Annotated in this window: 9 protein-coding genes and 2 tRNA genes; 8 read left to right on the top strand and 3 right to left on the bottom strand. The window is 42.9% G+C overall.

The genetic code is table 11. From position 1 onward, the window contains the following. Positions 1 to 20: 20 nt before the first annotated feature. On the bottom strand, positions 21 to 803 hold the full coding sequence (locus tag AAE250_RS07705; protein ID WP_342288845.1) for an alpha/beta hydrolase: 783 nt from the start codon (positions 801 to 803) through the stop codon (positions 21 to 23). Between the two features lie 178 nt (positions 804 to 981). Here AAE250_RS07705 and AAE250_RS07700 point away from each other — a divergent pair, with 178 nt between their 5' ends. Next, complete coding sequence (locus AAE250_RS07700; RefSeq protein WP_342288844.1) at positions 982 to 1,779, top strand: inositol monophosphatase family protein; 798 nt, start codon at positions 982 to 984, stop codon at positions 1,777 to 1,779. Positions 1,780 to 1,793: 14 nt separating this feature from the next. Further along, positions 1,794 to 2,498 carry a ComF family protein gene (locus AAE250_RS07695; protein WP_342288843.1) on the top strand — a complete coding sequence of 235 codons (705 nt, stop codon included), beginning with the start codon at positions 1,794 to 1,796 and terminating at the stop codon, positions 2,496 to 2,498. 59 nt (positions 2,499 to 2,557) lie between these two features. On the opposite strand, the gene AAE250_RS07690 is transcribed toward AAE250_RS07695, so the two are convergent. Beyond that, a tRNA-Asn gene (locus AAE250_RS07690) sits at positions 2,558 to 2,631 on the bottom strand. Between the two features lie 24 nt (positions 2,632 to 2,655). After that, positions 2,656 to 2,729, bottom strand: a tRNA-Asn gene (locus tag AAE250_RS07685). An 81-nt stretch (positions 2,730 to 2,810) separates the two neighbouring features. Between AAE250_RS07685 and AAE250_RS07680 the strand changes: the two genes are divergently transcribed. The 6 genes from AAE250_RS07680 (at position 2,811) to AAE250_RS07655 (ending at position 14,845) form a co-directional block, all read left to right on the top strand. Continuing rightward, positions 2,811 to 3,794, top strand: a complete 984-nt coding sequence (locus AAE250_RS07680) for an adenosine kinase (protein WP_342288842.1) — start codon at positions 2,811 to 2,813, stop codon at positions 3,792 to 3,794. A 1-nt stretch (position 3,795) separates the two neighbouring features. Then, positions 3,796 to 5,484 (top strand): S41 family peptidase, encoded by a 1,689-nt coding sequence (locus tag AAE250_RS07675; RefSeq protein ID WP_342288841.1) that lies wholly within the window; start codon positions 3,796 to 3,798, stop codon positions 5,482 to 5,484. A 250-nt stretch (positions 5,485 to 5,734) separates the two neighbouring features. Continuing rightward, positions 5,735 to 7,141 (top strand): DUF5723 family protein, encoded by a 1,407-nt coding sequence (locus AAE250_RS07670; protein ID WP_342288840.1) that lies wholly within the window; start codon positions 5,735 to 5,737, stop codon positions 7,139 to 7,141. A 64-nt stretch (positions 7,142 to 7,205) separates the two neighbouring features. After that, positions 7,206 to 10,040 carry a triple tyrosine motif-containing protein gene (locus tag AAE250_RS07665; RefSeq protein WP_342288839.1) on the top strand — a complete coding sequence of 945 codons (2,835 nt, stop codon included), beginning with the start codon at positions 7,206 to 7,208 and terminating at the stop codon, positions 10,038 to 10,040. Between the two features lie 310 nt (positions 10,041 to 10,350). After that, complete coding sequence (locus AAE250_RS07660) at positions 10,351 to 13,356, top strand: SusC/RagA family TonB-linked outer membrane protein (protein ID WP_446715737.1); 3,006 nt, start codon at positions 10,351 to 10,353, stop codon at positions 13,354 to 13,356. A gap of 25 nt (positions 13,357 to 13,381) precedes the next feature. Next, entirely contained in the window at positions 13,382 to 14,845 is a 1,464-nt protein-coding gene (locus tag AAE250_RS07655) for a RagB/SusD family nutrient uptake outer membrane protein (protein WP_342288837.1), read from the top strand. The last annotated feature ends 5 nt before the right edge of the window (positions 14,846 to 14,850 follow it).

The raw sequence follows: 14,850 nt of genomic DNA, 5'->3' as shown, positions 1-14,850 counted from the left end.
TCTTTTCGTTGGGTATCTGTCTAACGAATGGTAGCCAACCATCGCTCCAATTCTTCCAGATAATTCCTCTTATAAGGGAAACTGTCTTTGAATCCGAAGCTATGTCCGCCATTGGGGTAGACATGCAGGGAAAACGGAATACTGTTTTTCAATAACGCTTCTCCGTAGATGAGGCTGTTCATCGGATTGACGGCAGGATCGTCAGCAGACACTGCGATGAAAGCAGGGGTTGTATCGCTGCTGACTTGGTATTGTAAAGAATAGGCATGTTCTTCTGTTGTGGTCAATTCTTTACCGAACATCCGTTCGCGGGAAGGCAGATGCGTCCAGGCTTTTTCCATGCTGATGACCGGATAGAGTAGCACTTGAAAGTCTGCAAGGCCTGAAATGCCTGCATATGCAGCCATATATCCGCCAATGGAAGCACCGAGGCTTCCTACCTGCTTGAACGCTCTTCCTGTTTCGCCTTGGCGCAGAAGACGGATGGCGCGGGTTATGTCTTCTGCCGGAGTATGTTTGTTGCCTTCGGGCAAACGGTATTTCAGAACGGAATATGTAATACTTTGTGCATCAAACCATTCTGCATAATCGTAACCTTCGTGTTGCATGTTTACTTGTCGGAATCCTCCTCCCGGACACATGACGATGGCTTTTTCGGTTGCGGCTTCGGGAAGGAAAACAAGCAGTGTACCTCCCGGGGCTTTCTCCATAAATTCTATGACATGGCTATGGGCGGCAGCAGTCAGGTCGAGTTCCTGGCTATCGTTGTTTTCGAGGTTGATGGCTATTAATTTCTTCAGCATAATTGTATCTCCTTTCTAGTTTTGTAACTAATGGCAAAGATAGACTTTTGTTGATTAACTTGGTTATATAAAAAAGTTATCGCCAATTAAAACAAGTAGTTGAATCTGTTTTATTTGACGATTTGTTTTTACCTTTGTAGGCAGGGTGGAAAATAAAGCCGCCCAATAATATAAGAAGATGGAAGATTTGAAAACGTTGACAGAGTCAGTCTGCCGTATAGCCCGCGAGGCCGGGCATTTTTTGAAAGAAGAACGGAAGAGTTTCCGTCAGGAAGCAGTGCAGAAGAAGCATGCACACGATTATGTTTCTTATGTAGACAAGGAGTCGGAGAAAAAGATTGTTGCCGCTCTCAAGGCGCTTCTTCCCGAAGCTGGGTTCATTACAGAAGAAGGCTCTGCTGTTTATCAGGATGAACCTTATTGCTGGGTAGTGGACCCGCTGGACGGTACAACGAATTATATCCATGACAATCCACCCTATTGTGTCAGCATTGCTCTCCGCAACAAGCAATCCCTGCTAGTGGGCGTAGTCTACGAGCCGTGCCGCGACGAGTGTTTTTATGCCTGGCAAGGCGGAGGGGCTTATGTAAACGGTGAACCCATGCATGTCTCCTCTGTGCAATGTGCCGAAGATGCTTTTGTTGTAACTGAATTACCCTATAACTTTGAGCAATATGCCCGTACCGGAGAACATCTGATACACGAACTGTATGGAAAAGTAGCGGGTATCCGCATGAATGGTTCGGCAGCGCTTGCCCTTTGCTACGTGGCTGCCGGACGATTTGATGCCTGGCTGGAAGCTTTCATCGGCAAGTGGGATTTCTCTGCTGCTGCACTTATGGTACTGGAAGCTGGTGGCAAAGTGACCGACTTTTACGGAAACGAGAACTTTATAGAAGGACATCATATCATAGCCACCAACGGAGCGCTGCATCCGTTGTTTTTGCAGCTTGTGCAGGAGGTTCCACCGTTCTGATAAATGATATTGTTATGGAAAACACACTTAAAACCTGGTTCTTTTCTTTTGTTCACCTGTTCTTCCCGCGTCAGTGTGCTGTGTGCGGGGCTTCTCTGCAGGAAGGTGAAGAGGGTATCTGTATGAAGTGCAATATGGATATGCCCCGGACAAATTACCATACTCATAAAGATAATCCCGTAGAGCGTATGTTTTGGGGGAAGATGCCTCTGGAACGGGCTACTTCTTATTTCTTCTATCATAAAGGGAGCGATTTTCGTCGCATCCTCCATCAGTTGAAGTATGGCGGCAGGAAGGACTTGGGGGAGATCATGGGGCGCTTTATGGCGGCAGAACTGGCCGATACGGACTTCTTTCGTGAAGTAGACGTGATTGTACCTGTGCCTTTGCATCCGCGCAAGCAGAAGCTGCGCGGTTATAATCAGAGCGAATGCATTGCCCGCGGTGTTTCCGATGTAACGGGCATTCCTCTTGATGTCTCTTCCATTTCCCGCAAGAAGCATACGGAAACGCAAACGCGCAAATCTGCTTATGAGCGTTGGGAGAATGTAGATGGCATCTTTTGTCTGCGTCGGCCCGAGCGCTTTGCAGGAAAACATATTCTGATCGTAGATGATGTGCTGACTACCGGTGCTACTACCACAGCTTGCGCTGATGCCCTTAAGGAGGTAGAGGGAATACGCATCAGTGTGCTGACATTGGCGATGGCGGATTCGTGAACGAGAAGCATCCCTCGGGAGAAAACAAAAAAGGTTCGCCATAATGACGAACCTTTTTGCTCTTCCTCTTGGACTTGAACCAAGGACCCTCTGATTAACAGTCAGATGCTCTAACCGACTGAGCTAAGGAAGAATATGCATTTAAGTCTCTCTTTCGCTCTTCCTCTTGGACTTGAACCAAGGACCCTCTGATTAACAGTCAGATGCTCTAACCGACTGAGCTAAGGAAGAATGTTGTTTTTTCTCAAATGCGGTGCAAAAGTAATAGGATATTTTGAAATATGCAATATCTTTGCAAAAAAAATATCAAAGATGGACAAAATAATTGGATTGGGCAACGCTTTGGTCGATGTGCTGGCAATCATAAAGAGTGATGAGATTTTAACGGAGATGCAACTTCCGAAGGGAAGTATGACTCTCATTGATGAGGATAAACTGCAGAAAATCAACGAATGTTTCAGTCAGATGAAGACGCATCTGGCCACCGGTGGTTCTGCCGGAAACGCCATTCGGGGCATGGCATGCCTCGGAGCGGGGACAGGATTCATCGGAAAGGTCAGTAACGACTTTTATGGGAACTTTTTCCGGAACAGTCTGCTGGAACGTGGCACGGAAGCAAATTTGTTGCTTTCCACAACATTGCCGTCGGGTGTAGCCTCCACTTTTATTTCTCCCGACGGAGAGCGTACATTCGGCACTTATCTGGGAGCAGCTTCTACGTTGAAGGCCGAAGACCTCTCGCTGGAAATGTTTAAAGGCTATGCTTACTTGTTTATTGAAGGCTACCTGGTGCAGGACCATGATATGATTCTTCGTGCCATAGAGCTGGCCAAGGAGGCCGGATTACAGGTGTGCCTGGATATGGCAAGTTACAACATCGTAGAGGGAGACCATGACTTTTTCTCCTTGTTGATCAATAAATATGTGGATATTGTTTTTGCCAACGAAGAGGAAGCCAAAGCTTTCACAGGTAAGGAACCGGAAGAGGCGCTGGACGTTATTGCCAAGATGTGTAGCATTGCTATTGTGAAGATAGGCTCACGCGGCTCCTTAATCCGTAAAGGTACGGAGGAAGTGCGGGTGGAGGCAGTTCCCGTTGAGAAGGTGGTGGATACCACGGGGGCGGGAGATTTCTTTGCTGCCGGGTTCTTGTACGGGCTGACGTGTGGTTATTCATTGGAGAAGTGCGCCAAGATAGGTTCAATCCTTGCCGGAGATGTGATACAGGTGGTAGGGACGGAGCTTCCGGCGGCGCAATGGGAAAAGATAAAGGAAGAAATAATGTTAATTGAATGATATGAGACGACTTTTTAAGATACGCTGGATAGCTGCTTTGCTGGTTGTGGCAGGAGCTGTCTGTTTTCTGAGTTTTAAGAGTGGCGACAGCCGTAGTTTTCAGATAGCCAAGAATTTGGATATATTCAATTCTATTGTGAAAGAGCTGGATATGTTTTATGTGGATACGATTGATCCCAATAAGACGATTCGGGAAGGTATCGATGCCATGCTCTATTCGCTGGACCCCTATACAGAGTATTTCCCTGAAGACGATCAGGCTGAATTGGAACAGATGCTGAAGAATTCGTATGGTGGCATCGGTTCTATTATCAGATATGACCCGAAGTTGAAACGTACTGTTATTGCCGAGCCGTATGAGAATATGCCTGCTGCCAACGTAGGATTGAAGGCGGGGGATATTTTGTTGGAGATTGACGGCAAGGATCTTCTTGGAAACACGGATGTGAGCAAGTTGCTTCGCGGCCAGGTGGGAACGAGCTTCAAGCTGAAGGTACAACGTCCCGGTACGGAAAAACCGCTGGAATTCGATATTGTGCGCCGTTCCATCCAGTTGCCGTTTATTCCTTACTATGCGGTGCTGGACGATAATGTAGGTTATATCAACCTGAGTACCTTCTCCGGAAATCCTTCCAAAGAGTTCAAACAAGCTTTTCTGGATTTGAAGAAGAAAGGAATTACTTCGCTGGTGATTGATTTGCGTAACAATGGCGGCGGTCTGCTGGAAGAGTCGATTGAGATTGCTAACTTCTTCCTGCCCCGCGGCAAGACGCTTGTGACGACGAAAGGTAAGATTCAACAAGCCAGCAATACCTATAAGACTCTGCGCGAGCCGTTGGATCTGGAGATTCCTTTGGCAGTTTTGGTAAACGGTGGAACAGCTTCTTCTTCCGAAATTCTGGCAGGCTCCTTGCAAGACCTTGACCGCGCGGTAATTGTCGGCAGCCGTACTTTCGGCAAAGGATTGGTGCAGACTACCCGCCCGTTGCCTTACGGAGGAACCATGAAGCTGACTACTTCCAAATACTACATCCCCAGCGGACGTTGTGTACAAGCCATTGACTACGAACACCGGAATGAGGATGGGAACGTAAAACGCATCCCGGACAGTCTGACAAACGTATTTCACACCGCAGCAGGCCGCGAAGTGCGTGATGGTGGCGGTGTTACTCCGGACATCAGCGTGAAGCAGGACAAGTTACCGAACATCCTTTACTATCTTGTCAACGACAATCTGATCTTTAATTATGCAACCGATTATTGCCTGAAGCATCCTACTATTCCTTCGCCCGAACAGTTTGAAGTGACAGATGCCGATTACGCCGATTTCAAGGCGATGGTGAAGAAGGCGGACTTCAAGTACGACCAGCAGACGGAGAAGATATTGAAGAACCTGAAGGAAATGGCTGAATTTGAAGGTTATCTGGCGGACTCATCCGAAGAGTTTAAAGCTCTGGAAAAGAAACTGTCGCATAATCTGGACCGTGACTTGGATCATTTCTCTAAAGATATCAAGAACATGATTGCAGTAGAAATCATCAAGCGTTACTACTACCAGCGCGGAAGTATTATCCAGCAGTTGAAGGACGATGATGATTTGAAAGAAGCAGTGAAAGTGTTGGGAGACCAGCCGAAATATAAGGAAATGCTGAGCTCGCCTGCTGTTTCAACGATAAAGAAAGAGAAGTGATAGCATAGATATTTAATGAGATCTTAAAAGGAATTTTTTATTTGATCCTTAATTTGTCCCGGATAGTCTTTATCCGGGACTTTTTAGTATAATTTTTAGGGTAGTCCGTTTGCGTGGTCTTAACTTATTTTATATTTTTGCGGGTAATAAGTATGAATGGGCGTTGGGGATAGTCTTTCCTCCGGTTCCTGCTCTATTCTTTATCCTTTATGCCGAACGAAGGAACCATAGGCAAAATTCTGACAAGGTTATGAGAAATTTGAGCTCTCTGAAAGTATGGCTGTCTGTCGCACTGCTTCTTTGTATCTCCCTTTCCGGACAAGCCCAGTTTTTGCGTACTTCCTATTTTATGGAAGGGAGTAGCCAGCGTATGCAACTTAATCCGGCTCTGATGCCCGGACGTGGCTATGTGAACCTGCCTGTGATAGGTTCGTTGAATGCTACTGTCAACTCCGGTTCTTTGGGCTATCAGGACATTATGGACATTATAGATAATAGTGACGATAGCGATTACTTCATGAATAATGCCTTTATGAATAGGCTGGATGCTACCAATAATTTGAATGTGAATCTGAGTACTGATATCTTGTCGGCCGGTTGGTATAAAGGGCGCAATTTTTGGTCGGTCAATGTAGGAGTGCGCAATGATATCGGAGCTTCCATACCTAAAACCATGTTTCAGTTCCTGAATGACATGAATAGCAGGGAGTTTGGCGATAATATTACTGATTATCTGGGCATTGATCATACTATCAATGGTGAGAAACTTGAAATTAACTCTTATGCAGAAATAGGTCTTGGCTTTGCACGGAATATTAACGACCGGCTGGCTGTCGGTGGTAAAGTCAAGATGTTGCTGGGTATTGGTAACCTGAAGTTGAATATAGATAAAATTCATGTAGAAACTCCTTCTGTCAGTTCTTCGGGAATCACGACGAAAGCTTCCATCCAAGTAGATGCCACTTTGGAGAATTCATCTAAACTGTTGGAACTTCCTGAAAACGAATATGGTGATGACCGCTATATTGATGATATTGATTTTGGTAGCTTTGGCTTTGCCGGGTATGGTGGTGCCATCGACCTGGGGGCATCCTACAAGCTGACGGATAAATTGACTCTTTCGGCTTCTATCCTCGACTTGGGTTTCATTAAATGGTCCAAATCCAACACCAGCGTGGCACGAGCTACTTCCAATCAGACTTATGACCTTCTCGATCCATCGTCTTTGCAGGAGTTTGTTGATGTTGTAAATAGTGGTGAGGTTCTTAATTTCGACATGTTGCAGTTGAAAACAGAGGAAAGCGATGCCAAAAGCCGTACCCGCAGCCTGACGTCTACATTGGTGCTCGGTGCCGAATATGCTTTGTTGAATGACTGGCTGGTAGTTGGTGCCTTATATACAGGCCGTTTTGCTAAGCCGAAAACCTTGAACGAACTGACTTTCTCTGCTTGCATCCGTCCGAAGAACTATTTCAATGTAGCAGCCAGCTATTCTGTACTTCAAGGTGCGGGTAAAACTATGGGTCTGGCGGTGAAACTGGGCTCTTTCTTTGTGGGAACGGACTATATGTTCTTTGGCAAGAATACGAAGAATGTCAATGCTTATCTGGGCGTTTCTATTCCTTTGTCCAAACAAAAGACTGCTAAAAACTTGTAGAGAAAATCTGTATATTATCATACAAAGGCGTATCTTTGTCGGCACATACCTATAAATAGTACTTATGAGAATAACATTAGTGTTTTTCTTGTCTTTTGTTTTCAGTAGTTTGCTGCAAAGTGCGCCTATCCCGTTTTCTCCTATAGTGAGGAATTATTCGGTTTCGGATTATAATGCCGGTATTCAAAATTGGTCTGTTACCCAAGACGAAGGAGGAGTGATGTATTTCGGTAATAGTAAAGGATTACTGGAATATGATGGTAACAATTGGCAATTATATGAACTGCCAACTAAAGGGATTGTACGCGCGGTATATATAGGTGACGATGGGAAAATTTACGTAGGTTCTTATGAAGAATTTGGGTATTTTGTCCGTACTCCTTTCAACTCTCTTGAATACCATTCTTTAAAAAGTGAAGTGAAGAACTTTACTTTTCATAATGATGAAATATGGAATATTGTTTGTGTACACGGCGAAATCGTATTTCAGTCATTCTTTTCTCTTTTCTTTTATGACGGGCATTCAGTGGAAGGTGTTCGTTTAAAAGAATCCCCCCTTAATCTGTTTTGCGTAGGAAATACATTTTACTCCCAAATGCGGAATGGGGCACTTTGTGTTCTTACAGGAAGAGCCCTGAAAGAGCTTATCCCCAGGAGACTGCTTGATAATAGTGATGTGATGGCTGTACTTCCTTATGGGAATGCTATCTTGCTGTTGACCCGCAATCGGGGAGGTTTCTTATATCAAGACGGCATCATTAAAAAGTGGCAAACAGAATGTGATGACATTTTTAGGAACCGTACCATCAATCGGGCAGTAGCAACTAAGGATAGTTGCTATATCATTGGTACAATATCCAATGGTATTTATGCTTTGAATAAAAAGGGACAATTGCTTTGGGAAGTAAACACAGACAATAAACTTCTGAATAATACAGTGTTAGGGTTATATTGTGATACAGATAATAATCTTTGGACTGCATTGGATGAAGGAATTGCCTATATACACAGCAATTCATTGATATATTACTATAAACCGTCGTATGGCAAAATTGGCATGGTCTATGATGTAGTAATGAAAGATGATGAAGCATATATAGCCTCTAATCAAGGACTTTATCGATCGAAGGCTGGAAATGTTGAGTTGATTCCCGGTTTGGAAGAGCAGGCATGGTTTGTCGATGAATGGGGAGGAGAAGTATTCTGCGGACATAACAGAGGTACTTTTCTGGTGTCAGGGTTGAACTCTTCCAAAGTTTCCGGTATAGAGGGAGGAATGTGTATGAGACGGATTGAAATGAAGGAGCAGTCGTTTATACTGGAAGGAACCTATACTTTTTTGAATTTGTACCTGAAGGATGCCTCAGGTAAGTATCGTTTCACTCGTTCGCTGGATGGATTCAGCCATTTGGTTCGTAATATAGAAGTCGATCATCAGGGTAATGTCTGGGCTAAACATTTGAGGAACGGTTTGTACCGTTTTCAGATTGATTCAGATCTGAAATATGTGGAGAATGTGAAGAAGTATGAGAACTTGGGGGATGTTAAGGGTGGCAGTTTCACTCTTTTTAAAATCAACGGACGGGTTGTTTTCTCTAATGGGGAGGCTTTTTATACTTATGAAGATATGAATGATTCGATAGTTCCTTATGAAACGATGAATGAACAGCTATCAGAATTGAAAGAAATAAATGCAGTGACCCGTGCGAGTGGGAACTGTTACTGGTTCGTTGGTAGCAGGATGGCGTATCTGGTAAAGTGTGAGGCAAATGTTTTTCAAGTCCGGTGTAGAATTCCATATGCTTTGTTCGATGGCTTGGCAATAGAAGAGCGAGGAAGTATATCTTATGACGGGAGAAATAATTGTTCTTATCTTTGTTTGAATAATGCGATTGCCCGTATAGAATCGGATAGTTCCTCTTTATATAAATCTCATGTCAAACGTTCCTTGTATATTTCCGAGATCAGAACTATAAAGGAGTTGAGTGATGAGTTTAGGGTAATGGCTGTGCAGCCGGGAGTCAGGATAGAACCGGAGTTTAATACGGTAAGTTTTACTTTGGGGTATCCGGTCTATGACGATTATACTTATAAGGTGAGGTATAGACTGGAGGGATTTTCCGGCCAATGGACATTGGGAGGACGTAGTTTACAAAAAGAATATACCCGCTTGCCTTATGGACGCTACATTTTCCAAGCAGAGATATATAATGCGAACGGAGTATTAGCGTCAACAGAATTTCCGTTTGAAATATTACGTCCTTGGTATTTGTCATATTGGGCTATAGGAAGCTATATTCTGATAGGGTTGTGTTTGTTGGCTCTGTTGCAATATATTGTTTATCATTCTGTGAGAAAGAAGAAAGACCGTGTAATTGAGCAGCAGCGTATTGCTCACTTGGCAGAGCTTGAACAGCAAGAGAAGAAAATCATAGAATTGGAGAAAGAACAGCTTGAAGCTGATTTGCGTTTCAAGAGCAAGGAGCTATCTAGTGTGGTAATGACCAATATTGCTCATCAGGAATTTCTTAATTCATTGAAAGAAGAGATACAGAAGCAGAAGCTTTCCGGGCAATATACCCGCAAGAATTTGGATAAGTTGCTTGCTTTAGTTAATAATAATATTGTGTCTGATGAAGAGAATTGGGCTATATTTCAGGCTAACTTCGACAGGATACATGAAAACTATTTCCGTAATTTGAAACAGAAATACCCAGATTTAACTTCGGGAGATTTGCGTTTCTGCGCTTTGCTTCGATTGAATATGCCGACAAAGGAGATTGCGAAGTTACTGAATATATCGACACGCGGAGTAGATGCGGCAAGATATCGGTTACGAAAGAAGTTTAATCTTCTGCCGGAAGACAGTCTGACTGACTTTATGATAAATTTCAGCTAATAGATATTCTGTTTTATAAGAAGAAGGAAGTGCTACGAAAAGTACTTCCTTCTTTATTTATTCCTTTTTCAGATTGTTGATAATCAGACTCCTAGCAATGCCCATAGTAACTATGATGTACTACTCTGATAGGTGGTGGTACTCTTGTAGTAAGGCCTTTTTAGTTCAAAAATCGTTTTCGGGATATATTTGCAGCGTAACAGGTAATTGATTCCATCTGTTTATTCGCATTATTTATTTAAAATTTGGTACAATGAAGAACAAAAACACATCTTCAAAAAAGAGCTTATGGCTCAAGAACTTATTCTTAATGGTATGTTTACTGGCGGCAATGCCGGTATTCTCCCAAACGAAAACAGTGACAGGTATTGTAACCGATGTATTAGGTGATCCTTTAATCGGGGTATCTATTCTCGTACAAGGTACCAGTAATGGTGTAGTTACCGATATAGACGGTAAATATACACTGAAGGATGTTCCGGAAAATGGAACTCTTACATTAAGTTACATAGGTATGTTGTCACAAAATGTAAAGGTTAACGGGCGTTCGGTTATTAATGTAACCTTGAAAGAAGACTCACAGCAACTGGATGAGATTGTCGTTATCGGTTATGGGGCGGCAAAAGCTAAAGATTTGACGGCACCTATTACAGTGGTTAAAGGGGAAGCTTTGATGTCCAGTCCTTCAACAACGCCAATGGCGGCGCTTCAAGGAAAAGTCCCCGGGGTCAATGTCGTTAATAATGGTGCACCTGGCGAAGGGCCTACTGTGCAAATTCGCGGTGTCGGTTCTTTTTCCAATAGTAAACCGCTGTTTGTTGTCGATGGCATGTTCTATGATAACATTAATTTCTTGAATAATGCAGATATTCAGGATATGACGATTCTGAAAGATGCTTCGGCAGCAGCTATTTATGGTGTACGTGCTGCCAATGGTGTTGTTATTATTACTACTAAAAAAGGTACTCCTAACCAGAAGGTAAAGATTACGTATGATGGATATATTGGTATGCAGAAAGCGTCGAATGTACTTGAACTCTGTGATGCGCATCAATATGCAACAATGCTTCTTGAAGGAAATTATGATGCCTACCAGGCACACTTTAAGCAATCGATTGATCGGTATGGTGGAAGCTATACGGATTCTGACTTCCATAACTGGACATTTGCAGCTGATAATGATTGGTATGACCGGTTATTACGCACGGCTCTTATTACGAATCACAGTATGAATATAAACGGAGGTTCCGATAAGGCTATTTATTCTGTTGGCGTAAGTTATCTGTATCAGGATGGCATTATGGACGTTGACAATAACTACAAGCGCCTTAATTTTCGCGGTTCTGTCGATTTTGATGCAGCAGATTGGTTGAAAGTCGGTTTTAATGGAGTATTCAGTAACTCCACCCAACAAGTACCTAATAATACGGCATGGCAAAAAGCTTTTAACTGTCCTCCAATCGTAGCTCTTTATGACGAGAATAACGACAAGGCATTTCCTGACAAGTTCGGTTCTCCGGATGCAATCGGCTATAGCTCGAATTTTCATAATCCCGTTGCAGCTGCTAAGTATTTTGATTCTCAGAATGAAAATTATCAGGTGCTGAGTAACTTCTATGCACAGTTTAACTTGATTCCCCAGAAATTGAATTTTAAGACGAACTATTCCTATAGTTTTCTTTCCACACAAGGCCGTGAATTTACACCGGCTTATTATGTAAGCAGTTGGCAGCAATCGGCTACTACTCAATTAAGTAAGACTGAAAATAAATATTACAACTATATATGGGATAATACATTGACTTATAATGATCAATGGGACAAACACAAGTTTGGGGCCATGCTTGGATATTCGATGCGCCAGGAGCAATGGCGTTATTCTAAGGGTACGGCCGCTAATGTTCCCGATGGCGCGGATGAATACTGGTATATCAAAAATGGTGATGCGACGGGTGCTACAGTGACAGACAACGGCTCTTGCTACAGAGGGCTTTCATATTTTGCCCGTCTAAATTATAACTATGATGACAGGTATCTATTGATGTTCACTATGCGTGCCGATGGTTCCAGCAAATATCAGGAACATTGGGGCTACTTTCCTTCTATTGGTGCAGCTTGGGTTCTTTCAGAAGAACCGTTTATGAAAGACCTGAAATGGGTTGACTATCTGAAACTGCGTGCAAGTTGGGGCAAACTGGGCAATGACCATGTGGCTGCGAGTGATGGTTTTGCCTCTATCTCGACTGGTAATACTGCATCCGGTGTGTTCGGAAATACTACATTTGCCGGTTTTCAGAATAGTACATATTTTAGCTGGCTGAAATGGGAGGTTGTTGAAGAGTGGAATGCAGGTTTGAATTTTGTTACTCTTAACAATCATTTGAATGTGGATCTTGATTACTATCATCGAATGACTAAGAATGCTGTCATTTCTCCGCTTCTTCCATTCAGTATTACAACACTTGCCGGTAATTACGGTAAGATTCTTAATTCGGGTATAGATGTAAGTGCTAATTGGAACGATCGGATAGGAAAGGATTTTACCTATAATATTGGAGTGAATATTTCTACTTTGAGAAACCGCATTAAGGATTTAAGTGGCAACAGCGTCATTAAAGGTGGTAAAACTGTCAATATCGTAGGAAAAGAAATGAACTCATTTTATGGCTTTAAGATGATAGGTGTCTATCAGACAGCCGAAGAATGTGCCGGCGATCCTATTGCAGTTGCCAACGGCTGTGTACCCGGTGATTTGAAATATGCAGATATAGACGGGAATGGTGTACTTGATGGCAATGATCGCGTGTGTTTGGGTTCTTATATTCCTAACTTCACTTATGGCATCAATCTTGGTTTTAATTACAAGAACCTCGATTTTGAGTTGACTACTTATGGGCAAACCGGCGCTCAGATGTTCAATCGTAAACGGGCACTTCGTTATGCCTCTCAGAACTATAACTTCGATCTTGCCCAATATGAAAATCGATGGACCGGTCCCGGGTCAACAAATTCAAATCCGTCGGCTGCCGCTTTACTAAAGACTTGGAACGTAAGTGACCAGCGCTATAGTTCGTACTTTGTTGAGAGTGCAGATTATTTCCGCATTCAGAATATTACTCTTGGCTATACATTCCGTAACATCAGGATGGGCGGCTATATATTGCCGGGTATACGTTTGAGCGTAACAGCTGACCGTCCATTCACAACGTTTAAAGCCAATACATTCACTCCGGAATTGTCAGATAACGAAGGCTGGGATACGGAAGTATACCCTTTGACATCGACTTATACTTTCGGCTTGAGAATTGATTTCTAAAAATAACATCTAAAAATGAGATATAATGAAAACTCTAGTAAAACCTTTGATATATATAGTGTCTGCTTTAGTGATGCTTTCGATAACATCTTGTAACGATTTCTTAGACAAAGAGCCTGAAGGTAAAGTGCCTGAAGAAAAAGTGGATTATACAAACCTTGAGAATATGTATCAGCCGGTGTCCGGTGTATATGCAAAAGTTCGGACCAGTGGTATGCATTGGGTTATTTGGGAACTTACTGTCATTCGTGAACAAGATATATATGGAGTTCAGAATGATATTTTCAAGAACGTAGGTTTCTACAAATACGATGACTCTTTTTGGGGAATTGATGAGATTTGGAAACAGTACTACGATATTATAAAGGTTGCCAATTCTGCCATAGAGACCTTGGACTTATATGCGGAGAACATAAAGAGTGATAATGATATGAAGAATTATAGAGCATATCGTGGTGAAGTTATGTTTATGCGCGCCTATGCTTATTTCCGTATGGTTCAGGCATTCGGACCGGTAACGATTCTTCGTGATAATAACCAGACAGATTTGCAGCGCTCTACGGTTGATGCTGTTTACAAGTATGCATTGGACGATTTGCAGTATGGTATTGACAATATGCCGCGGGTTCGTCCTAATCAAAGCGAACATAAAGGGGCGGTAACTGCTTTTTCGGCTGCTACCTTGGCAGCCAAGATTTATATGAATATGGGGAATTATGAGAAAGTGGAAGAGCTTACGAATGATATTATTGAGAATGGTAATTTCTCACTTTATCCTGATTTTTATCAACTGTTCAAGATTCCGGGAAAACTTTGTGATGAGTCAATCTTCGAATGCCAATGCACTGATTTCGGTAATGGTTCCGGTGATTTGATAGAACCGGGTGAATGGTTTGTTTGTCAAGGACCTAACAATGCGGGTAATATTTCCGGATGGGGGCATTGTGGAATTTATAAGTCCTTCCGTGACTGGGCCTATGACCGTGGAGAGACTGTACGTGCCACTACTTCATTTTTGATGGCGGGTGAGACTACTCCGAGTGGCGATTATATCAATCCGCAAGAAAATCCGGCAAACCCGGACTGCTGGAATGGCAAGGCTTATACTCCGGAAAATCAACTTACGCCCGGTCGCACAAAATATGGAACAAATAACAATGTCCGTATTTTCCGTTATGCAGATGTTCTTCTTATGAATGCTGAGGCTAAAATTAGAAACGGTAAGAGTGGTGACGCTCCTTTCAATGAAGTGAGAAGGCGCGCTCAAATGCCGGAACTTACACGGGTTACTGTTGATCAAGTGCTTGATGAGCGTCGTATGGAGTTGTTTTTTGAATGGGGGGAACGATATGCTGACCTTCTTCGTACCGGTTTGGCAGCTACAGAACTGAAAGACCTGAATTGGACTGAAGAGAATCAGTATTTTCCGATTCCTTTCAACCAATATACTCAGATCTCAGATTTGCTGCTTGATCCTAAAGATGAATAACTATA

This window comes from Bacteroides sp. GD17 (assembly GCF_038448625.1).
In the GTDB taxonomy this organism is placed as follows: Bacteria; Bacteroidota; Bacteroidia; order Bacteroidales; family Bacteroidaceae; genus Bacteroides.
The sequence above is the reverse complement of the archived record's forward strand: the minus strand, read 5'-3'. Positions and strand labels throughout refer to the sequence as shown.

What these genes read in the sequence shown, in the direction of transcription:
- AAE250_RS07705 (WP_342288845.1), bottom strand. Translation starts at nt 803, where the DNA reads ATGCTGAAGAAATTAATAGCCATCAACCTCGAAAACAACGATAGCCAG.
- AAE250_RS07700 (WP_342288844.1), top strand. Translation starts at nt 982, where the DNA reads ATGGAAGATTTGAAAACGTTGACAGAGTCAGTCTGCCGTATAGCCCGC.
- AAE250_RS07695 (WP_342288843.1), top strand. Translation starts at nt 1,794, where the DNA reads ATGGAAAACACACTTAAAACCTGGTTCTTTTCTTTTGTTCACCTGTTC.
- AAE250_RS07680 (WP_342288842.1), top strand. Translation starts at nt 2,811, where the DNA reads ATGGACAAAATAATTGGATTGGGCAACGCTTTGGTCGATGTGCTGGCA.
- AAE250_RS07675 (WP_342288841.1), top strand. Translation starts at nt 3,796, where the DNA reads ATGAGACGACTTTTTAAGATACGCTGGATAGCTGCTTTGCTGGTTGTG.
- AAE250_RS07670 (WP_342288840.1), top strand. Translation starts at nt 5,735, where the DNA reads ATGAGAAATTTGAGCTCTCTGAAAGTATGGCTGTCTGTCGCACTGCTT.
- AAE250_RS07665 (WP_342288839.1), top strand. Translation starts at nt 7,206, where the DNA reads ATGAGAATAACATTAGTGTTTTTCTTGTCTTTTGTTTTCAGTAGTTTG.
- AAE250_RS07660 (WP_446715737.1), top strand. Translation starts at nt 10,351, where the DNA reads ATGGTATGTTTACTGGCGGCAATGCCGGTATTCTCCCAAACGAAAACA.
- AAE250_RS07655 (WP_342288837.1), top strand. Translation starts at nt 13,382, where the DNA reads ATGAAAACTCTAGTAAAACCTTTGATATATATAGTGTCTGCTTTAGTG.